The sequence below is a fragment of the Lactococcus sp. SK2-659 genome (genome assembly GCF_020218185.2).
Lineage (GTDB): Bacteria > Bacillota > Bacilli > Lactobacillales > Streptococcaceae > Lactococcus > Lactococcus lactis.
Map to the genome: position 1 here is coordinate 591,826 of NZ_JAIWQZ020000001.1, position 22,423 is coordinate 614,248.

Below are 22,423 nucleotides of genomic sequence, written 5' to 3' on the forward strand. Positions count from 1 at the left end.
AATTCACGAAATCAAAAAGAAAAAGCCTTTCGGCTCTTTCTTATTTTTTAGTGATATTTTTTGAGTCATCTTTAGAAAGCTCTTTTGCTTTTTCAATGATGTAGTTTTTCAAATTCGCCCCGATTTGTGGGTGTTCTAAACCATATTCAATTGTTGTTTCAACAAAACCAAGTTTATCACCAACATCATAACGTTTTCCAGTAAATTCATGAGCAAAAACGCGTTGTGTTTTATTCAAACGTTCGATAGCATCAGTCAATTGGATTTCATTTCCAGCACCGGGAACTTGTGTTTCTAAAACATCAAAAATTTCAGGAGTTAAGAGGTAACGACCGATAATTGCAAGGTCAGAAGGAGCTTCATCAACATTTGGTTTTTCGACAAAACGTTCAACATTGTAAAGGCCTTTAGAAACTTCACCGTTAGGGTCAATGACACCATATTTATCAACATCATCATGAGGAACTTTCATAACCGCGATTGTTGAAGCGTGAGTTTTTTCATAATCATTGATTAGGTCTTTAGTTAAAGGAGTTTCATTCCCAGTAATATTCATCAAGTCATCGCCAAGCATGACTACAAAAGGCTCATTTCCAACAAAAGCTTTAGCTTGAAGAACGGCATGTCCCAATCCTTTTGGATGAGATTGACGGATAAAGTGAAGATTAATATCTGTAGTTTCTTCAACAAGTTTGAGTAATTCTGTTTTTCCTTTTTCAAGCAAATTTTGTTCAAGCTCAATGTTTGAGTCAAAATGGTCTTCAATAGGACGTTTTGCTTTACCAGTAACAATCAAAATATCTTCGATTCCTGATTTCAAGGCTTCTTCAACGATAAATTGAATAGTAGGTTTGTCAACGATTGGCAACATTTCTTTAGCGATCGCTTTAGTTGCTGGCAAAAAGCGAGTTCCGAGACCAGCAGCAGGAATAACAGCTTTACGTACTTTTCTGGCTTTAGTTGGAATAGTGTTTTGTTTCATGGATAATAACTCCTTTATAGTTAGATAAATCGTATTTACTTTTTATTTATTATTAATGAATTCATTTTCGGCACGAGTTTCGCGGCGCATGATATCAAGAATTCCAGTTTTTGCATCTAGATTTTCATAGAGAACTTTGTAGATTGTTTCGGTAATTGGCATATCGATACCTAGCTGTTGAGCGAGCTCAAAAGCAGCTTTAGTGGTTGAAACACCTTCAATAACCATTCCCATATTTTTTTCAATATCAGCTAGCTTTTCGCCGCGACCAAGAGCATCACCCGCGCGCCAGTTTCGTGAGTGAATTGAAGTACCTGTTACAATTAAGTCACCAACACCAGACAAACCGCTATAAGTTAAAGGTTCAGCTCCCATAGCCACACCTAAACGAGTAATTTCGGCAAGACCACGCGTAATAATTGCTGCTTTAGCATTATCACCAAAACCAAGACCGTGAAGAGCACCCGCGCCTACAGCAATAATATTTTTAAGGGCACCAGCTGTTTCAACACCAATAACATCAGTATTAGTATAAAGACGGAAGTAGTCGTTGCTGAAGATTGCTTGAGCGTATTTCGCTTCATCATGGTCTTTAGAAGCTGCAGAAATTAATGTAATATCACGAACAATTGTTTCTTCAGCATGAGAAGGGCCAGAAACTACCACGATTTCTCCTCGCAATTGAGCGGGGATTTCTTCTTCAAGAATAGTAGAAATTCGCTCATGTGTTCCCTGTTCAAGCCCTTTAGAAGCGTGAAGGATGTGTACTTTGTGTTTGAGGACTTCGGCTACTTGTTTTGCGACCAAACGTGTCACTTTAGTTGGTACAACAAATAAAATAGCATCAACATCTTCTAAAGCTAAATCTAAACGATCAAATGCTTTTATTTTTTCATCCAAAACAACATCTTTAAAATAGCGTGTATTTGTATGCTTTTCATTAATTTCAGCCATCTGTTCTGGATTATTTCCCCAGATACGAACTTCATGACCATTATCATTAAGAACTTGTGAAAGTGCAGTTCCCCACGAACCTGGACCTAAAACTGCAATTTTTTGTGGATTCATAGAAATGATCCTTTCTTTCGTTTTGGTTTCCTTTACATTTTAACATAAGCAAGAATAAAAATCAGCCCTAAGTATGATTTAGGGTTCAAATATTATGATAAAATAGAGATATATCCGAAAGGTTATTCTTAAAAATGAAATTTAAAAATTAGAAACTTGTGAGAACAGGACGCAAGCGGGAGGAAAAAAAATATGCCAGTCAGTTTATTTATGAATCATCAGGACATGATGTTCGGTTATGGTCATCTAGGAATCGTGAATGTGATTTTTGGATTAGTTCTCTTTTTCTTAATTATAAAAATGATTATCGGAATTAGTTTTATGCGAAAAAACCCTGATGAAAGAGAAGAAGGATATAAGGATAAAGGAATGAGCAAAAAAGAAAATATTGAACGTTACCACGAAGCAGGACTCTCAGATACGGATATTAAAATTTTCCGTGAAAACTTGTCAGAAGCAAAAGAAAATATCAAAACTTGGGAAAAATTACTGAAAAAAGAAGATGATTTACAAGTTGTTGAATCAGTGACAGGCGGTTTAGAAGCCAGCAAACAAACGTTTAAATATATTGTTCAAAATCCACAAGAACTCACAAAACAAAATGAGTTTCTATATAAAGACTTGCCAAACATGGTCAAATTGTCAGAGAAATTTATTGAGATGAAGAAACAATCAGTAAGAACAGAAGAAATCAATCGTGATTTAGATGAAACCTTACTTTTGATAAAAACACTCTCACATTCAATTTCTAAAAACTACCATGAAATTTTGATGGACGATGTCAATGTCATCAAACATCAAGTTGATTTTGACAAATAATTTTACTGACAGACGTTTTAAAAATTCTTGTCAGTAAAACTGATGATTCTGTCAGTAAAAAAACAAATATTCCTGTCAATTTTGGCAGGAATCATTTATAATTAAAAGTAAAGAAATATAAGTATAGCAAAGGAAATTAAAGATATGGATAATCCAATTTTAGATGATTTGATGACCAATGATAAAGTCATTAAAGAGGCAGAGCAATTAGATGAACAACAAAAGTCAGAAATTGTAAAAATGCACGAAAAAGCCTCTTTAGCAGCAGTAGAAGTTCTTTCTACTGAAGAATTAGAAAAAGCAAAAGAATTATCAAAACAGTTGGATGAATCAAGTGCTCAATCTGTCATTAACTATGGAGCAAGCGCCCAAGATAAGATTTCAGCTTTCTCACAAAGTGTCTTAAATAAAGTTCAGGCACAAGATTTGGGTGAAGTTGGTTCTTCACTGACAGATTTGATGTTTAACTTACAACAAGCCAATCCAAACGAATTGGTGGCTGAAAATAAAGGGATTTTTACCAAAATGTTTGGTAAAGTTAAACGTTCAATTTTTGAAGTGACGCAAAAATACCAAAAAATTGGAGCAGGTATTGATAAAATTTCTGCAAAATTGAACAATGAACAACAAGGACTTTTGCAAGATAATGAAATGCTCGATAAACTTTACGATGAAAACTTGAATTATTTCAAGGCTTTGAATGTTTATATTGCAGGTGCTGAATTAAAAGTCCAAGAATTAGATACAGAAATTATTCCGCAAGCTCGAAAAGAAGCTCAAGATTCTACTGACAATGCCTTGATTGTTCAAAAAGTGAATGATTTAGAATCATATAAAAATCGCTTAGAAAAACGAGCTCATGACTTGCGTCTTGCTCGTCAGTTGACAATTCAACAAGCCCCACAAATTCGTCTCATTCAAAATACCAATCAAGAATTAGCTGAGAAAATCCAAACTTCAATTAATACAGCCATTCCACTATGGAAAAATCAGGTTGCGATTGCTTTGACCCTCTTAAAACAAAAAGATGCTTTGACAAGTCAACGTATTGTTTCAGAAACAACCAACGATTTGTTGCGTAAAAATTCAGAAATGCTTAAAGCATCAACAATTGAGGCTGCAACTGAAAATGAACGTGGTTTAGTAGATATTGAAACATTAAAATTAACTCAACAAAACTTAGTTGATACTATTCAAGAAACTATGAGAATTCAGGCTGAGGGACGCCAAAAACGTCAACAAGGTGAGGTTGAACTTTCTAAAATGGAAGAAGAAATTAAAGAAAAATTGTTACAATTATCAAATAACAAACAATTAAATTAAATTTTAAAATTACTGACAGAAATTGAGCGCTATTTTCATCTGCTAAAGCATGATTTGTATAGGCTCAGGCAAAATCTGTCAGTAATTTTTTATAGTGATAATTGGTATATACTGTTTATTGACAAAAAAGATAAAGGGTGCTAAAATTAAAGAAAAAGAAGAGGAGATATTTATGACTTACTATATTAAAGCAGATCAATTTTTCTACGCTTATGAAACAAAAAAAGGTGGTTTCTTAGAAATTACTGATGGAAAATTTGGAGAGTGGACAGAAGAAGCACCAGCAGGAGCTGACATTTTAGATTATTCAGGTCAATCAATTGCCCCAGGTCTTGTTGAAACACATATCCATGGTTTTGGTGGAGCGGATGCCCAAGATGCTGAAGTTGAAGGAATCATGGGAACAATGTCAGAAGGCTTGTTGTCAGCAGGGGTCACTTCATTTTTACCAAGTCCTTTGACCGATGACCACGAAGGATTGAAAGCGGTTTGTACGGTTGTAGGAGAACATTACCAAGAAGCTCGCGGAGCCAAAGTTCGTGGTATTTTTTTTGAAGGTCCATTCTTTACAGAAGAAAAGAAAGGGGCTCAAAACCCTAAATACATGCGCGATGCCAAAATGTGGGAACTTGAAGATTGGCAAGAAGCTGCACATGGAATGCTCAAAAAAATCGGTCTTGCCCCAGAACGTGATGGTTCAGAAGACTTCATCCGTAAAGCGACTGAATCAGGTGTTGTTATTGCATTGGGACATTCAAATGCCACTTATAAACAAGCGGTTGCTGGGGTACAAGCTGGAGCATCTGTTTGGGTTCACACCTTTAACGGAATGTCTGGAATGACTCACCAAGAACCAGGAATGGTTGGAGCAATTTTAAATACACCAAACACTTATGCTGAGTTAATTTGTGATGGTCATCATGTTCGTCCAGAAGCAGCTGAAATTGTAATGAAAATGAAAGGCGCTGACCATGTTGTTTTGATTACAGACTCAATGCGTGCCGCAGGACTTCCTGATGGACCTTATATGCTTGGCGAATACGAAGTAGAAGTTCGTGACGGAGCCGCATGGCTTCCAACAGGACGCCCAGCTGCTTCAATTTTAACACTTAAAACAGCTGTTAAAAATGTCATTGACTGGGGGATTGCCACACCAGCAGAAGCAATTATGATGGCTTCATTGACACCAGCAAAATCTGTAAACATTGATGATGTTTGTGGTCAAATAAAACCAGGTTTGTCAGCTGATTTTATCGTTTTAGACAATGATTTTGATTTAGTTGCAACTTATCTTGATGGTGAAAAACGCTATGAAGCGTAATATAAAAAATGAATTTCGCAAGGAATTCATTTTTTTATGAAAATATTTCATTTTTCAAGTTGAATAATCAGAAAAATAAACAAAAAGGTAAAAGATTATTTACTTTTTTGTTAAAATATAAAAGAATAGAATGGCTATTATTGTGTCATATTATAGAAGAATTAAGAGCAAATGAAGTCTATAAATTTTATTTGAAAATGCTAGAAAACCCTTGCAAAATAAGGCTTAGAAAAAAAGAAACAATGAAAACGTTTCATACAGTTTGTAAAGAGATTTTTTTATAAATACGTGATATAATGAACTAGACAACAAATGAACATGGTAAAAATATTAATAACGTTTACGTATTTTTGCTATGTATCTCAATTTCGGAGGACAGATTTAAATGAAACGCATTGCAGTTTTGACTTCTGGTGGTGATGCCCCAGGAATGAATGCGGCTATTCGTGCAGTTGTTCGCAAAGCAATTTCTGAAGGTATCGAAGTTTACGGTATCAATCACGGATATGCGGGCATGGTTGCGGGAGATATTTTCCCGCTTACGTCAGCTTCAGTTGGTGATAAAATCGGTCGTGGTGGTACATTCTTGTATTCAGCACGCTACCCAGAATTTGCTCAAGTAGAAGGACAACTTGCTGGGATTGAGCAACTTAAAAAATTCGGTATCGAAGGTGTCGTTGTAATCGGTGGTGATGGTTCTTATCATGGAGCTATGCGTCTTACAGAACATGGTTTCCCAGCTGTTGGACTTCCAGGAACAATCGATAACGATATCGTAGGAACTGATTTTACAATTGGATTTGATACAGCTGTTTCAACAGTTGTAGATGCCTTGGATAAAATCCGTGATACTTCATCATCACATAACCGTACTTTCGTTGTAGAAGTAATGGGACGTAATGCTGGAGATATCGCTTTGAATGCTGGTATCGCTGCTGGTGCAGATGATATTTGTATTCCAGAAAAAGAATTTAAGTTTGAAAACGTAGTTAACAACATTAACAAAGGCTACGAAAAAGGTAAAAATCACCACATCATCGTTCTTGCTGAAGGTGTAATGACTGGTGAAGAATTTGCTACAAAACTTAAAGAAGCTGGTTATAAAGGAGACCTTCGCGTTTCTGTCCTTGGGCACATCCAACGTGGTGGTTCACCAACAGCTCGTGACCGTGTTCTTGCTTCACGTATGGGTGCTCGTGCCGTTGAATTGCTTCGTGATGGAATCGGTGGCGTAGCCGTTGGTATCCGTAATGAAGAACTTGTAGAAAGTCCAATTCTCGGAACAGCTGAAGAAGGAGCACTCTTTAGTTTGACTACTGAAGGTGGAATCAAAGTAAATAACCCGCATAAAGCTGGTCTTGAACTTTACCGTCTTAACTCAGCACTCAACAATCTTAACCTTAACTAAGTTACTGCAAATCTGTTTCTAGTTAAGTGTTAAACGCATAATTAGGGCAGAGATATATAATTAATCATTATAGGAGAAAAACACAAAATGAATAAACGTGTAAAAATCGTCTCAACTCTTGGACCTGCTGTCGAAATTCGTGGTGGCAAAAAATTTGGTGAAAGCGGCTATTGGGGAGAATCTCTTGACGTCGAAGCATCAGCAAAAAACATTGCAGCTTTGATTGAAGAAGGTGCAAATGTCTTCCGTTTTAACTTCTCACACGGTGACCATCCTGAACAAGGTGCTCGTATGGCAACAGTTCACCGCGCTGAAGAAATCGCTGGTCATAAAGTAGGTTTCTTGCTTGATACTAAAGGTCCTGAAATGCGTACAGAACTCTTTGCTGACGGTGCTGATGCAATCAGCGTTGTTACTGGAGATAAATTCCGCGTTGCAACTAAACAAGGTCTTAAATCAACTCCTGAATTGATTGCTTTGAACGTAGCTGGTGGCCTTGATATCTTTGATGATGTTGAAATCGGTCAAACTATTTTGATTGACGATGGTAAACTTGGTTTGTCATTGACTGGTAAAGATGCAGCAACTCGTGAATTTGAAGTTGAAGCACAAAATGATGGTGTTATTGGTAAACAAAAAGGTGTTAACATTCCTAACACTAAAATTCCTTTCCCAGCTCTTGCTGAACGTGATGATGCGGATATCCGTTTCGGACTTTCACAACCTGGTGGAATCAACTTTATCGCTATCTCATTTGTACGTACTGCAAATGACGTTAAAGAAGTACGTCGTATTTGTGAAGAAACTGGAAATCCACACGTACAACTTTTGGCTAAAATTGAAAACCAACAAGGTATTGAAAACCTTGATGAAATCATCGAAGCAGCTGATGGTATCATGATCGCTCGTGGTGACATGGGTATCGAAGTTCCATTTGAAATGGTTCCAGTTTACCAAAAATTGATCATCAGCAAAGTTAACAAAGCAGGTAAAATCGTTGTTACTGCAACAAACATGCTTGAATCAATGACTTACAACCCACGTGCTACACGTTCAGAAATTTCAGATGTATTCAATGCTGTTATTGACGGAACTGACGCAACAATGCTTTCAGGTGAATCTGCTAACGGTAAATACCCACGCGAATCAGTTCGTACAATGGCTACTGTTAACAAAAACGCTCAAACAATGTTGAAAGAATACGGACGTCTTCACCCAGAACGTTACGACAAATCAACTGTAACAGAAGTAGTTGCTGCATCAGTTAAAAATGCTGCAGAAGCTATGGATATCAAATTGATTGTTGCTTTGACTGAATCTGGTAACACTGCTCGTTTGATTTCTAAACACCGTCCTAATGCTGACATCTTGGCTATTACATTTGACGAAAAAGTTGAACGTGGATTGATGATTAACTGGGGTGTAATCCCAACAATGACTGAAAAACCTTCATCTACAGATGACATGTTTGAAGTTGCTGAAAAAGTTGCTTTGGCTTCAGGTTTAGTTGAATCTGGTGACAATATCATCATCGTTGCTGGTGTTCCAGTTGGTACTGGTCGCACAAATACAATGCGTATCCGCACTGTTAAATAATTTGTCAATTAAGAATCTTAAAACAATAATGCCTGCCGCTATCGACAGGCCCTATTGTTGAAAAGATTATATTTTATAAAATACTCGTTTATAATTTGAAAGGAATTAAAGAAAATCATGGCTGATAAACAACGTAAAAAAGTTATCCTTGTAGGTGACGGTGCTGTAGGTTCATCATACGCTTTTGCTCTTGTAAACCAAGGGATTGCACAAGAATTAGGAATTGTTGACCTTTTTAAAGAAAAAACTCAAGGAGATGCAGAAGACCTTTCTCATGCCTTGGCATTTACTTCACCTAAAAAGATTTACTCTGCAGACTACTCTGATGCAAGCGACGCTGACCTCGTTGTCTTGACTTCTGGTGCTCCACAAAAACCAGGTGAAACTCGTCTTGACCTTGTTGAAAAAAATCTTCGTATCACTAAAGATGTTGTAACTAAAATTGTTGCTTCAGGTTTCAAAGGAATCTTCCTTGTTGCTGCTAACCCAGTTGATATCTTGACATATGCTACTTGGAAATTCTCAGGTTTCCCTAAAAACCGCGTTGTAGGTTCAGGTACTTCACTTGATACTGCACGTTTCCGTCAAGCATTGGCAGAAAAAGTTGATGTTGACGCTCGTTCAATCCACGCATACATCATGGGTGAACACGGTGACTCAGAATTTGCCGTTTGGTCACACGCTAACGTTGCTGGTGTTAAATTGGAACAATGGTTCCAAGAAAATGACTACCTTAACGAAGCTGAAATCGTTGAATTGTTTGAATCTGTACGTGATGCTGCTTACTCAATCATCGCTAAAAAAGGTGCAACATTCTACGGTGTCGCTGTAGCTCTTGCTCGTATTACTAAAGCAATTCTTGATGATGAACATGCAGTACTTCCTGTATCAGTATTCCAAGATGGACAATATGGCGTAAGCGACTGCTACCTTGGTCAACCAGCTGTAGTTGGTGCTGAAGGTGTTGTTAACCCAATCCACATTCCATTGAACGATGCTGAAATGCAAAAAATGGAAGCTTCTGGTGCTCAATTGAAAGCAATCATTGACGAAGCTTTTGCTAAAGAAGAATTTGCTTCTGCAGTTAAAAACTAAAATTAAAAAGAGTTGGTTGAGATTTCAACTAGCTCTTTTTTTATTTTAAATTATATTTGTTAAGCTAAAAGTCTAATAAAAAAAGTCTGTTCATCAACAGACTTTTTATTTTTGTAAATTTATTTAGATTTGATGTAGTTAACACCATCAGCCTTAGGAGCAATTGCTTTTCCAAGAAAGAGTGCCAAGACAATAATTGTAAAGACATATGGAGCCATTTGTAGGAATGAAGAAGGGATTTCTTTGATTCCAGGGATTTGACCACCGACAACAGCAAGTGAGGTAAAGAGCCCAAAGAGAAGTGATGATAACATTGCTCCAATAGGATTCCATTTACCAAAAATCATCGCTGCAAGTGAAATGAACCCTTGACCAGCAATTGTTGAAACTGAGAAGTTACCAGAAATTGCTTGAGCATAAATTGCACCACCTACACCACCGAGGACACCTGAGAGAAGCACACCAGCCCAACGGTAGGCATAAACGTTGATTCCAAGGGTATCAGCTGCTTGTGGGTTTTCACCAACTGAGCGAAGGCGAAGACCGAAACGTGTTTTAAATAGAACGTACCAAGCGAGAATGGCTACAACAATTGCAAGAAACCCTGGTAGAGAAGTTTGGCTAAAGAAGATTTTACCAATGACAGGAATGTTTGATAGTAGTGGAACGTTCCAATAACCGATTTGTTCATTGATATTAATTTGACCTTGTTGATAGAAAACTTGAAGTAGGAAAACTCCGAGTGCTGGAGCCATCAAGTTGAGTACAGTACCAGATACGATATGGTCTGCTCTTAGGTTCACTGTAGCCACCGCATGAAGAGAAGAGAAGAGAGCACCAATTAAAGCTCCAAAAAGGATTGAGAGCCATGGAGTCATACTTCCAAACATTCCGGCAGTAGTTAAGTTGAATACAACGGAACTGAAAGCTCCGATAGTCATTATTCCTTCAAGACCGACATTGACGATACCGCCTCGTTCGGAGAAGACACCACCAATACTTGTAAAGATTAGAGGAGTTGAATAGATGAGCATATTAGCGACAATGATTTGTAAAGTATTTACAAGATTCATGCTTTTTCTCCTTTCTTCTTAGTAGCTTCTGATGCTTTGATTTCTTTAGCTTTTGGTAACATGACTTCGATAATGAATTTCACTGCAATGAAGAAAATAATTGAAGCAGTGACGACTTTAACGATTTCTGGTGGGATACCATCATTTGTCATACCAGGAGCACCTGTTTGAAGAACTGAGAAAAGAAGAGCGGCAAAGAGAATACCTATAGGACTATTACTACCAAGAAGTGCAACGGCCATCCCGTTGAATCCGATGTCGAGGGACGCTGACTGAGAAACAAAGTTTTGCATGTATCCAAATCCGTAAACAACACCACCAAGACCAGCAAGGGCACCAGCGACAACCATAGATAGGATAAGTGTACGTTTTGCTGAAATACCAGCATATTCTGAAGCATCAGGATTTAAACCAACAGCTTTGATTTCAAATCCTAGAGTTGTTTTTGTAAAGATAATCGCCATAATCACAAGGGCAATCAATGCAATGATTAATCCAATATTTAAGGTTGAATTATCAGTTAATGACGACATCCAATTTGTTCTGAAAGAAGCATTGGTACTAATTAGTTTTGTTTGGTCAGTAGTATTATCCATCAGGATACTTTTTTGGAACATGCTATGAATCATAAATGTTGAGAAGAACAACATAATATAGTTTAGCATGATTGTGGTGATAACTTCTGATGTTCCAAGGAGAGCACGAAGAATACCTGGTATGAATCCCATAAATGCTCCGAAGAACATTCCGATGATTACAACTAAAGGAATCATCAATAAACGTGGGATATCTGGAAAACTCAAAGCAAACCACATCGAGCTAATCCAACCAGCAAGTGCTTGACCAGACATCCCAATATTGAAGAGGCCTACTTTCATTGCAACTGCAAAAGATAAAGCTGTCAAAATTAGTGGACCCATTGTTTGCAAGGTTTCACCAATTGCTCTTGCATTTCCTAAAGCAGAAATGAAGAGATCTTCATAACCCCAAATTGGGTTGTAGCCAAAGGCTAGCATGATAATTGCTCCCAATAAGAAACCAAAAACAATGGCCACCAGAGGAACAAGGACTTTTTTCGTTTTACTATTCATTTATGTTTCCTCCAACCATTAAAATACCGAGCTCTTGTTTTGTGGTTGTTTCAGGTCTTACAATTCCCTGAATTTGACCATCGTGAATAACAGCGATTCGGTCGGAAACATTTAGAATTTCGTCAAGTTCAAAAGAAATAACAAGAACTGCTTTTCCTTCATCACGAGCTTGGATTAAACGTTTATGAATATATTCAATCGCACCAACATCGAGTCCACGAGTGGGCTGTGATACGATTAGGAGGTCAGGATTTCGGTCAATTTCACGGGCGATAATTGCTTTTTGCTGATTACCACCAGAAAGAGAAGCAGCAGAAACCCATTCACCAGCACCACGAACGTCAAATTCTTCCATGAGTTTGCGAGCGTGACTATTTATTTGATTATAATCAAGGAAACCATATTTACTCATTGGTGGTTTGTAGTAGGTTTGCAGAGCAATATTTTCGGCTACTGACATTTCCAAAACAAGTCCGTCCCGATGTCTGTCTTCTGGGACATGCCCGACAGATTGTTCCGTGATTTTACGAGGACGTTGGTTGGTGATATCTTTATTGTGGAGTTTGATAGAACCTGAATCAACCTTTGTCAAACCAGTAATAGCTTTCACTAATTCTGTTTGACCATTTCCATCAATTCCGGCAACCCCTACAATCTCACCGGCACGAACATCAAGTGATAATCCTTTAACTTTTAGAGAACCGCGACTTTCTTTGATATTTAAGTCCTTAATTTCGAGGACAATATCTTTAGGTTGAGCGGGAGCTTTTTCGGTGATGAATGAAACTGAGCGTCCGACCATTAATTCTGCAAGTTCTTGGTTCGTTTTGTCACCAAGTTCAACAGTATCAATTGATTTACCACGACGAATGACTGTGATACGGTCAGCTACCGCACGGATTTCATCCAATTTATGTGTGATGAGGATGATTGACTTGCCTTCTTTAATTAAATTCTTCATGATTTGCATCAATTCAGAAATTTCAGCTGGAGTCAAAACTGCTGTTGGTTCATCAAAAATTAAAATATCAGCTCCACGATATAGTGTTTTTAAGATTTCAACCCTTTGCTGCTGACCGACAGAAATATCACGGATGAGCGCATCAGGTTCAACAGAAAGACCATAACGCTCAGAAAGTTCAAGTATTTTTTTCTTAGCAGTCTTTAAATCGAGATTGATTCCTTTAGTAACTTCATTACCAAGGATGATGTTTTCAGTAACTGTGAAGGCGTCAACTAACATGAAGTGTTGGTGAACCATTCCGATACCGAGGTTTGCTGCTTTAGACGGAGAGTCGATATTTTCGAGCTTTCCCTTAACGTGGACTTCACCTTCGCTAGGCTCGAGGAGTCCTGAGAGAATGTTCATCAAGGTTGACTTACCGGCTCCATTTTCGCCGAGCAAAGCATGAATCTCACCTTTCTTCAACTCAAGATTGACTTTGTCATTAGCGACAAAATCACCAAAACGCTTGGTGACATCAATCATTTGAATGACAGTTTCATTTGCCATATTGGCTCCTTCTTATAAAATAATATAATAATGTAAATTGTAAAAATTACAAATTTAATTATATCAAATTTGTCCAATTTATGAAAGCCCCGTCATTCCAATAATGAGAGTGCTTTTTCTAATAATTGGTTTTTAAAAAATCTTGGTTAAAATACAGTTATTTTTCAGTTAAAAAGATTTATTTTTGTCGCTTTAATAAATCAATTTCAATACTGATTGTTACTTCCAAGGATTCAAATTTCTTTAAATTTTCAATTCCTTCTGGTTTGATTTTCCAATAATGTGGTGTCATCAATAGCAGACTTAATAAATCTTCGGTAGATTGAATGGTAACTTTATATGAAAAATTTTCTTGTTCAACGCAAAAGCCGGGGAAAGTTTTGATAGATGAAGTTTTTACTTTTTCATGAATTTCGGGATAAATAATATTTTTTAATTCGATAAGATGATTGTTTGCGGCTCTGACAATAATAATATTTCCGTCGTCAGTAAGAATTCGGTCGATTTCTGGAACAGAGTATTCGGCAAACATTGATAAAACGGTACTGACAGATTTTTCCTTGAAAGGAAGTTTGGCAAAATTAGCGACTAACCAATGAATCATCGGATTTTTTTTAGCTGCCATGCGAATTCCTAATTTAGAAATATCCATTCCGTAGAAATTAGAGGCTTTCGGAGCAATCTCTTTTTGGAAGCGTGAAAGGTAGTAGCCCTCGCCGCAACCAATATCAAGGATAGCTTGGTCAGTTAAATGAGATTTTTTAAGTCTTTGATTAACTCTATCTGATAGTTTTTTATAATAGCCTTTGGCGAGAAAGTCGCGTCTGGCTGCCATCATTTCTTTTGAGTCGCCAGAAGTTTTTTTGGCATTTAAAAGAAGGTTGAGGTAACCTTCCTTAGCTAAATCAAAAGTATGGTTATTTTCACACTTATAAGTATTTTGTTCCTTTATGAGCAAGTGGCTGCATACAGGGCAGCTGATGATTTCAGACATTTGTTCTCCAATATAAAAATTAAGTTTTGTCAGTAAAATTTACTTACCAATTTTGCGAGTTTTAATGACAGATTCGTCAGGAGTCACTCGAATCGTTTTTTCACGGTCATAAGTAACAAACCCTGGAGCTGTTCCTGTTGGCTTGTGTAATTTTTTTACATCTAAAACATCTACTTGAACAAGGTTGGAATAGCGTGCTTTGCTGAAATAAGCTGCTAATTCCCCAGCAAAAGTAATTGTTTCATCAGATGGATTTGCATTTCCTGTAATCAAAACATGGCTTCCCGGAATATCCTTAACGTGAAACCAAAGATCGCCACGGCGTGAAAGTTTGAAACTGACTTGTTCATTTTGTAAGTTATTTTTACCTACTAAAATAATTGTTCCATCTTCAGCTTGATATTTTTCTGGTGGGAGCATTTTTTGCTTTTTATTACGATATTTTTGCTTAATATAGCCTGTTTGAATTAATTCTTCACGAATATCAGCAATTTCAGCAACGTCAGCATTTTCAAGATTTGATTCAACAGATTCTAAATAATGAATCGTTTCCTTGGTCTTAGCAATTTGCTCTCCTAAAAATTTGACGGCTTGTTTCAATTTTTGATAACGATGAAAGTAACGTTGAGCATTTTGAACAGGACTTAAAGCTGGATTTAGAGCAATTTCAATTGGTTCATTAGTATAGTAATTTTCCAAAGTTACACTTGCTTTATCATTAGGAACTTGATTTAAAAATGTATTAAGCAGTTCACCTTTTTGACGGAAAATTTCAGCGTTGTCAGTCGCAAGTAATTCTCGTTCTTGTTTTTTTAATTTATCACGATTTTTCTTCAGTTCATTTTGAATTTTTTTAATGACAGAAGCAGCAACCTGTTTAACACGGTCACGTTCGGCCTTATCCGCATAGTAAGTATCAAGCATTTCAGAGAGGCTGTCAAAACTTACAAATTCGTCAGCAAGTTTGATACTGGAAAAAGTATCGTTAGGATAAATTGATGGAGTGACTGTCAGTAATTTTTCATGGAATTCTTTTACTGACAGACCTGTCAACGCATTTTTAGAATCACGTCCGATTCCTTGTAATTTTTGTTGTAATTGTTCAGTTTGTAAAGCTTGGAAAATTTCTTCGTCAGTAGCTTTGAAAGGGTCAATAGCAGTATTTAAAGGTGGTGCAATATAAGTTGAACCTGGTAGAATTGTGCGATATTGATTCTGTGAAAAACCAATATGTTTAATGGATTCAATAATTTTTTGCGAGGTTTTTTCTAGTAAAATAATATTACTATGTTTACCCATAATTTCTGTAATCAAAGCAATTTTTAAACTGTCACCAATTTCATCTTTGGTTGAAATATGGAAAATAATCTGACGATCATTGCCCACTTGTTCAATTTGTTCAATAAAAGCGCCAGCCAAATATTTGCGTAAAATCATCACAAAATTATTTGGATTTTGTGGATTTTGAAAATCAGTTTTGGTCAGCTGAACACGACCAAAAACAGGGTGAGCTGAGAGTAAAAGTTTATGAGATTTACCAGCTGACCGAACTGTTAGAACAAGTTCTTGGTCAAAAGGTTGATTAATTTTTTGAATACGTCCACCAACCAATGGTTGAAGTTCAGCCGTCATGTGGTGTAAAAAAATACCATCAAAGGACATTAGGTGCCTCTTTCATTTTATAATTCTTATAAGCAGTTTTCACTGTTAATTAGGGAGTGATTATATCTTTTCGATTTATTGACAAACCTGTCAGTAAATATGAGAAGTTTTATAATTATTTCTATGCCAATTTTATCAAAAAAAGAGTAATTTTTCTTCTATTATTAAAGAATGGTTTGTATTTCTTTCAAAAATTTTGAAAAAGCTTTGGATAAGTGAGAAAGTAACTTTTATCAGTAAAAAATGTTAAAATAAAATAGAAATAAGTTCAGGAAAATTAGTAAATTAGAAAATATAGGATAATTAAATGAATAAAATTGTCGGCATAGTTGAGCGTATTCTACGGATTATCATGTTTGTCGTTGCTGTGGCAATGCTTGGAGGAGCTCTCTTTTTATTAGGCTTGCATCAAACAAATAAAAACTTAGAGAAAGTACCTGTTTCAGGAAAAATTGTTTACGGAACAGAGGTTAAAGCAATCCATGAAGTAACATACAGTTTTGAAGGAAAAGAATATCAAAAAAGACCTTTAGATGTATATTTTAGAAAATTAGGAGATGATGGCAAAAAAATTACTGTATATGTGGCTAAAGACCATCCTACTCGTATTTTCATTTCAAAGACTGGGCGACCACTCATCGATTCAGCAGGACTAATTGGAGGTTGGAGCTTGGTTTTATTACTAATTTTATTTGGAGAACATCAACTTTTGCGTAGAATGAAAATGTTAGAAGAAAATTCCGAGAAATAAATAAAATACAAAATAAAATCATATAGAATAAAAATACAAAAATAAAATAAAAACACAAAAATAAAGAAATCGCTATCATTGGCGGTTTTTTTTATTTTGAAAATGTCATCAATAATTGATAGAACGTCCTGAAAACTGGGGGTTTAAGACTTAATCGTTTTCACACAAGCTCTTGTGAAAGTCAGCAATGGTCAAGCAAAAACAAAAGTATTTTTATGTTTTTTTATAAAGAAATGATGTATAAATAGTGTATAGAATAGATTACTTAATACATGTTGCTTAAAAATATTTTATGCCTGATCAACATAAGATATTTTTCCAAACGATTTAGGAGGAATTTGACAAAATGGAAATGCAGAAACAAAAACCACCACGTAAGAAAAATAAAATTATTACTAAACGTAAAGTATTATCAGCAACGATGTCAGGAACTCTATTAATGACATCGGTAGTTATTCCAACAGCTTACAGCCTTCTTTCTAATCAGATCACAGCACAAGCAGCTGCCTTGAATATTGACCTATTGCAAAATATCACTTCAAGTAATAATAGTGGTACAAGTACAACAAATCGATGGACCAGTAATTCAGGGAGTCACAACGTCGATTTTACAATCTCAGGCCATGCTTTAGCTAATGTCTCTTTACTTTCGGGCCCAAGATACGCTGCTTTGGCGATTCCTCAAGAATTGCGTGGATTTGTTGTAGCGAACGGAAACACTTCTGTAACAACTAATCTCACAATTGATTTCAATCAAATTGCGCTCATCAATGCGATTGTGAGTGCTGGTGATACTTTCGTTGCAGGGGTTGCTACCATTTTAAGTAACAATCCGGCAGCCAGTATTAACTTGACACAAGTAACGACACAATTGAATTTACTAAAAGGTATCCAAAATATTGGTGGAGGGACTTTTTCAACACCCACCACTCTTAATGGAAATTCAATGCTTAGTGCACCTTTAAATGACGGAATGGGGGCGATTTTATCCCAAAACGTCACGGCTATTTTGCAAAATTTACGAACAGCTGTTAATAGCCTAACCGCAACCGGTTTGGCGGCTCCTGCGGCTAATACTGCCTTAGCTTTAATTAAACCTCCACTCATTACAGCAATCGATGCTGTATTAGTGCCATTAGTTAATGGAACTGGTGGAATTTTAGATCTCCTTTTAAACGCTTCAGCATTGGGTGATACAAGTATTACAATTCCGACCAAGATCACAGCACCAACTACTATTGCAAGTAACATTGATGCCAAATTTGTAGGATCAGCGGTTCAAACCAATTTATTGGATGTCAATATTCTTAGTGGTGCAGATGGTATTTCCTATGTTTATTTAGCAGGTGATGTCAATTTAACGTTAGTAGCGCCCACAGGAAACCTGAGCGCAACAACATCGGCAATTGGAGCGTCAGATGCGACAGCGACCCTTCCAACGACTTTAAAAAATAATGCTGGTACAGACATTCCGGTAACTTCAGTCATTACCAATAGTTCAGGAACTACAGTAACTAATGGTCAGCTGTCAGCTGGTACTTATACCGTGACATATTCGGCCACAGGCTATTCTAGCGTTACCCAAACCTTGGTTGTTACAGACCCCGCAGATACCACTGCTCCAGATGCACCAATTGTCACAAGTGTGACTGGGAATAGTACAAATGGTTATACGGTGACAGGTACAGCCGAGTCAAATTCAACAATTACTATCAAAAACGGAGCCGGAGCAACGGTCGGTACTGCCACTACTCAACCAAACGGAAGTTACAGTGTAAATCTTCCAGGTTCAGTTGGCCCCAATGCCCCACTTAATGTTACCGCCGCAGACGCAGCAGGGAATGTAAGTAATCCAACTCCAACAACAACACCAGCCGATCCGATTAATCCAGTTCTCGTAGCCCCTACTGGGAACTTGACTGCAACGACCTCAGCGATTGGTGCTACAGACGCAACAGCTACACTTGCAACCACTCTGAAAGACAGTGAAGGTGCCGACGTTCCAGTTACAGCAGTTATCACGAATGCTTCAGGAACCGCAGTCACTAATGGTCAGCTGTCAGCTGGTACTTATACTGTGACATACTCAGCTTCAGGGTATGACGATGTCACTCAAACCCTAGTTGTTACAGATCCCGCAGATACTACTGCTCCAGATGCACCGACAGTAGGCAATGTGACAGGAAACAGCACGAATGGTTATACGGTCACAGGTACGGCTGAACCAGGATCAACCATCACAATTAAAGATGGCAGTGGTGCAACCGTTGGAACGGGAACTGCGAATGAAACAGGAGATTATACGGTTACCCTCCCAGGCTCAGTCGGCCCTAACGCTCCAATTAGTGTCACAGCGACCGATACCGTAGGAAATGTGAGTGATCCAACTCCAGCGACAACTCCAGCAGACCCAGTAAGTCCAGTTCTCGTAGCTCCAACTGGTAACTTGACCGCAACAACCTCAGCGGTTGGTGCCTCAGATGCCATGGCTACTCTGCCAGCAACTCTGAAAGACAGTGAAGGTGCCGATGTTCCGGTCACAGCAGTTATCACAAATGCTTCAGGAAGCGCAGTCACCAATGGTAACTTGGCCGCAGGTACCTACACCGTCACTTATACGGCAGGTGGTTATGTAGACGTCACTCAAACTCTAGTTGTTACAGACCCCGCAGATACCACCGCTCCAGATGCACCAACAGTAGGCGGTGTAACTGGCAACAGTACGAATGGTTACACGGTCACAGGTACAGCTGAACCAGGTTCAACGGTCACAATTAAAGATGGCAGTGGGGCAACCGTTGGAACAGGAACTGCGAATGAAGCAGGAGCTTACACCGTTACTCTTCCAGGTTCAGTCGGTCCTAACGCACCAATTAGTGTTACAGCAACCGATGCCGCTGGAAATGTGAGTGCTCCAACCTCAGCGAAAACTCCAGCTGATCCTAAGGCTCCGTCAGATACTACAGCTCCTAATCCTCCAAGTGTAGATACCGTGACTGGTAACACTGATACAGGTTATACGGTTGGTGGAAAGGGGGAACCTGGATCCACAATAACAATTAAAAACCCAGCAACTGGTGAGGTTTTGGGAACTACTATAGTGGATAAAGATGGAAACTATAGCATCAAACTTCCGACGGGGGTTAAACCGGGTACTCAACTTACGGCTACCGCAACTGATGCTGCAGGAAATGTAAGTGATCCAACAGACTTTATTATTCCGGTCTTGACTTCTGGAATGGCAATAGGTAATAGTGGGGATAATATGGGTGGTAAGTATTTCTCAAGTGGTAAATTACCAGCAACAAATGGTGCAGACACTGGCTGGCTTGGTGTAATTGGAACAGTCATTCTATCTCTGCTTGGTAGTCTATTGTTCTGGCGTAAGAATAAAAAGGAGGATGAAAGCTAACATCAATAAAATTTTTCAAACAAATAATTAGTTAAAGTTTATAAAATACGATAGAATAAGAGAGTCAAGGCATATCCAACCTTGATATCTCTGAAATTCTTTTCAAATTACAAACATTGAGCCAGTCCATTCGACTGGCTTTTTTGTTATTTAATGGGGTATTCAAATTATCTATATCAAAAGTAAGCTTTTTTCTTCATAAAATGTTATTTTTTTGGTATAATTACGTTAAGAGAATGAAATGATTCTCTATATCCTTTAGATTTTTTTTAAGCTATATAGTAGTTTTAGAGGTGGCCTGTTCGGTTAATCATCTAAGAGCACTAATGGGAGGAAATCAATTGTCTAAAAAAATATCAGTAAAAGTGGTCAAAAATAGTAAACAACAAACAGAGAGAAATACTCTGCTTGCAGACACCTTTGAAAATCGATGGTTCCAAAACGAATGGAAGCATAAATTTAAGACATTAACTTCTGGGGGGAGAAAATAAGTATTAAACAAAAGCCATCAAAATGATGGCTTTTATTATTTAATAGAGGTATGCATAAAAACTATAGTTAAATAACAAAAAAATTAAATTAAAATAATAATATATATTGACGAAAAATGAAAGATTTAATATAATATATTTGTAAATGAGAAAAAAATAATAAAAAACAAAAAAGGAAATTATGCCATGATTAAATTATTTTCTTCGACAAACTGTAGCTCAAGTAAAAAAATGAAACAATGGTTAATTACAAATAAATTAGAATTTGAAGAGATAAGTATCTTAGAAAATACTTTATTAAAAAAAGATATCTTAAGAATACTCTCATTAACAGAAACTGGAGTAGAGGAAATTATCTCTAAAAGAAGTAGTGCTTATAAAAAACTATCAAAAATCATTGATTTTGATGCGCTCACTCTAAATTCACTTGTAGAGTTAATTGTTCAGAATCAAAAATTATTGCGTCGTCCACTTGTGGTGGATGAACATAGGTTGCAAGTAGGCTATAACGAAGATGATATTCGTAAATTTCTTCCACGAAAAGTCAGACAGCTTGGCTTGATAACCGCTATTGAAAATGTTCGAATTTGGGATCAGGCAAAATAAGAATATCTAGTGAGGGTTTGTTGAATTTTCAAAATATCTCTGTCTTATATTTTGAAAGTTAATTTTTGATTTTTGACTAATAAAAAGCTACAATTTTAACTATAAATAATTTGTTATCTATAAATTACTATAACTGAACTCGTTTAAAAATAGCGAATTCAGTTATTTTATGGAAAAAATATGTAGATTGAGAGATAAAATGAGAATTACAATTGCCGGTGCAGGAGCGATGGGGAGTCGTTTTGGTTTAATGCTTCATAAAGGTGGCAATGAAGTAACCCTTATAGATGGATGGCCTGAACACGTAAAAGCGATTAAAGATCATGGTTTGCGAGCTAATTACAATGGAGAAGAACTCACCGCTCATCTATCGGTTGAGTTACAATCTGAGATTTCTTCTAAAGAAAAAACAGATTTAATTATTTTGTTTACAAAAGCCATGCAATTAGATAAGATGCTACAAGATATTAAACCATTAATTGACGAGCATACCAAGGTACTTTGCTTACTAAATGGAATTGGGCACGAAGATACTATAGAAAAATATGTTTCGAAAAATAATATCTTTATTGGTAATACTATGTGGACTGCTGGATTAGAAGGTCCAGGTAAAGCTAAATTATTTGGTGATGGTTCGGTTGAGCTGCAAAATCTTATTTCAGGTGAGGAAGAAACGGCTAAAAAGTTAGCAGAAATATTATCAGAATCGGGACTGAATGCTAAATATTCTAACAATATTCATTATTCTATTTATAGAAAAGCTTGTGTTAATGGAACAATGAATGGACTTTGTACTATTTTAGACACTAATATGGCCGGATTGGGTGAAACAAAACCAGCACATGATATGGTTGTTACTATTGTTAATGAATTTGCAGCAGTAGCAAAATTTGAGAATGTAAACCTTGATATTGCTGAAGTAGTTCAGCACGTTGAAACCTGTTTTGATCCAGCCACAATTGGATTACATTACCCTTCTATGTATCAGGATTTGATTAAAAATAATCGATTGACAGAGATTGACTATATTAATGGGGCTGTTTCACGTAAAGGTAAAAAATATAATGTAGCCACACCATATTGTGATTTTTTAACACAATTAGTTCACAGCAAAGAAGAGTTATTAAAAGCAAAATAATAAATAATTGAATTTATTGAAATACTAGTGTTAATGCTAGTATTTTTGTTTTATCAGATATTCTATCAACTAATAATATA

At 36.8% G+C, this 22,423-nt stretch carries 18 protein-coding genes; 11 read left to right on the forward strand and 7 right to left on the reverse strand.

The genetic code is table 11. The features are described 5' to 3' along the window. Positions 1 to 40: 40 nt before the first annotated feature. The gene (galU, locus tag LDP15_RS02785; protein WP_015426578.1) at positions 41 to 982 is read right to left on the reverse strand and encodes a UTP--glucose-1-phosphate uridylyltransferase GalU; all 942 of its coding nucleotides are present in this window, start codon (positions 980 to 982) and stop codon (positions 41 to 43) included. 42 nt (positions 983 to 1,024) lie between these two features. After that, positions 1,025 to 2,050 carry an NAD(P)H-dependent glycerol-3-phosphate dehydrogenase gene (locus tag LDP15_RS02790; protein WP_003131086.1) on the reverse strand — a complete coding sequence of 342 codons (1,026 nt, stop codon included), beginning with the start codon at positions 2,048 to 2,050 and terminating at the stop codon, positions 1,025 to 1,027. A 192-nt stretch (positions 2,051 to 2,242) separates the two neighbouring features. On the opposite strand from LDP15_RS02790, the gene LDP15_RS02795 reads away from it, so the two are divergent. From LDP15_RS02795 to LDP15_RS02820, 6 genes are all read left to right on the forward strand, one after another. Next, positions 2,243 to 2,869 carry a 5-bromo-4-chloroindolyl phosphate hydrolysis family protein gene (locus LDP15_RS02795; RefSeq protein WP_010905895.1) on the forward strand — a complete coding sequence of 209 codons (627 nt, stop codon included), beginning with the start codon at positions 2,243 to 2,245 and terminating at the stop codon, positions 2,867 to 2,869. 144 nt (positions 2,870 to 3,013) lie between these two features. Next, on the forward strand, positions 3,014 to 4,192 hold the full coding sequence (locus LDP15_RS02800; protein WP_003131084.1) for a toxic anion resistance protein: 1,179 nt from the start codon (positions 3,014 to 3,016) through the stop codon (positions 4,190 to 4,192). Between the two features lie 172 nt (positions 4,193 to 4,364). Beyond that, on the forward strand, positions 4,365 to 5,513 hold the full coding sequence (gene nagA / locus LDP15_RS02805) for an N-acetylglucosamine-6-phosphate deacetylase (protein ID WP_010905894.1): 1,149 nt from the start codon (positions 4,365 to 4,367) through the stop codon (positions 5,511 to 5,513). A gap of 385 nt (positions 5,514 to 5,898) precedes the next feature. Beyond that, positions 5,899 to 6,921, forward strand: a complete 1,023-nt coding sequence (gene pfkA / locus LDP15_RS02810) for a 6-phosphofructokinase (protein WP_003131080.1) — start codon at positions 5,899 to 5,901, stop codon at positions 6,919 to 6,921. A gap of 87 nt (positions 6,922 to 7,008) precedes the next feature. Next, positions 7,009 to 8,517 carry a pyruvate kinase gene (gene pyk, locus LDP15_RS02815; protein WP_003131076.1) on the forward strand — a complete coding sequence of 503 codons (1,509 nt, stop codon included), beginning with the start codon at positions 7,009 to 7,011 and terminating at the stop codon, positions 8,515 to 8,517. A gap of 117 nt (positions 8,518 to 8,634) precedes the next feature. After that, complete coding sequence (locus LDP15_RS02820; RefSeq protein WP_003131075.1) at positions 8,635 to 9,612, forward strand: L-lactate dehydrogenase; 978 nt, start codon at positions 8,635 to 8,637, stop codon at positions 9,610 to 9,612. Between the two features lie 119 nt (positions 9,613 to 9,731). Here LDP15_RS02820 and LDP15_RS02825 read toward each other — a convergent pair whose 3' ends face one another. The 5 genes from LDP15_RS02825 to LDP15_RS02845 all read right to left on the reverse strand — a co-directional run bounded on the left by LDP15_RS02825 (position 9,732) and on the right by LDP15_RS02845 (position 15,945). Further along, positions 9,732 to 10,685 carry an ABC transporter permease gene (locus LDP15_RS02825; protein WP_012897956.1) on the reverse strand — a complete coding sequence of 318 codons (954 nt, stop codon included), beginning with the start codon at positions 10,683 to 10,685 and terminating at the stop codon, positions 9,732 to 9,734. After that, positions 10,682 to 11,776, reverse strand: a complete 1,095-nt coding sequence (locus LDP15_RS02830) for an ABC transporter permease (RefSeq protein WP_225513474.1) — start codon at positions 11,774 to 11,776, stop codon at positions 10,682 to 10,684. Before LDP15_RS02830 ends, LDP15_RS02825 begins: the two co-directional genes overlap by 4 nt. Further along, positions 11,769 to 13,289 carry an ABC transporter ATP-binding protein gene (locus LDP15_RS02835; protein ID WP_015426576.1) on the reverse strand — a complete coding sequence of 507 codons (1,521 nt, stop codon included), beginning with the start codon at positions 13,287 to 13,289 and terminating at the stop codon, positions 11,769 to 11,771. Before LDP15_RS02835 ends, LDP15_RS02830 begins: the two co-directional genes overlap by 8 nt. Before the next feature lie 178 nt (positions 13,290 to 13,467). Beyond that, entirely contained in the window at positions 13,468 to 14,283 is an 816-nt protein-coding gene (locus tag LDP15_RS02840; RefSeq protein ID WP_015426575.1) for a putative RNA methyltransferase, read from the reverse strand. A gap of 39 nt (positions 14,284 to 14,322) precedes the next feature. Further along, entirely contained in the window at positions 14,323 to 15,945 is a 1,623-nt protein-coding gene (locus LDP15_RS02845) for an NFACT family protein (protein ID WP_225513473.1), read from the reverse strand. 307 nt (positions 15,946 to 16,252) lie between these two features. Here LDP15_RS02845 and LDP15_RS02850 point away from each other — a divergent pair, with 307 nt between their 5' ends. The 5 genes from LDP15_RS02850 (at position 16,253) to LDP15_RS02870 (ending at position 22,343) form a co-directional block, all read left to right on the forward strand. Continuing rightward, the gene (locus LDP15_RS02850) at positions 16,253 to 16,696 is read left to right on the forward strand and encodes a hypothetical protein (RefSeq protein ID WP_012897951.1); all 444 of its coding nucleotides are present in this window, start codon (positions 16,253 to 16,255) and stop codon (positions 16,694 to 16,696) included. 346 nt (positions 16,697 to 17,042) lie between these two features. Continuing rightward, on the forward strand, positions 17,043 to 20,108 hold the full coding sequence (locus LDP15_RS02855) for a phage tail tube protein (protein ID WP_225513472.1): 3,066 nt from the start codon (positions 17,043 to 17,045) through the stop codon (positions 20,106 to 20,108). 326 nt (positions 20,109 to 20,434) lie between these two features. After that, entirely contained in the window at positions 20,435 to 20,599 is a 165-nt protein-coding gene (locus LDP15_RS02860) for a hypothetical protein (protein ID WP_003131055.1), read from the forward strand. A gap of 186 nt (positions 20,600 to 20,785) precedes the next feature. Continuing rightward, a complete protein-coding gene (locus LDP15_RS02865; RefSeq protein WP_010905888.1) occupies positions 20,786 to 21,205 on the forward strand; it encodes a Spx/MgsR family RNA polymerase-binding regulatory protein in 420 nt (139 codons plus the stop codon). Positions 21,206 to 21,404: 199 nt separating this feature from the next. Then, a complete protein-coding gene (locus LDP15_RS02870) occupies positions 21,405 to 22,343 on the forward strand; it encodes a 2-dehydropantoate 2-reductase (protein WP_015426572.1) in 939 nt (312 codons plus the stop codon). Positions 22,344 to 22,423 lie beyond the last annotated feature (80 nt).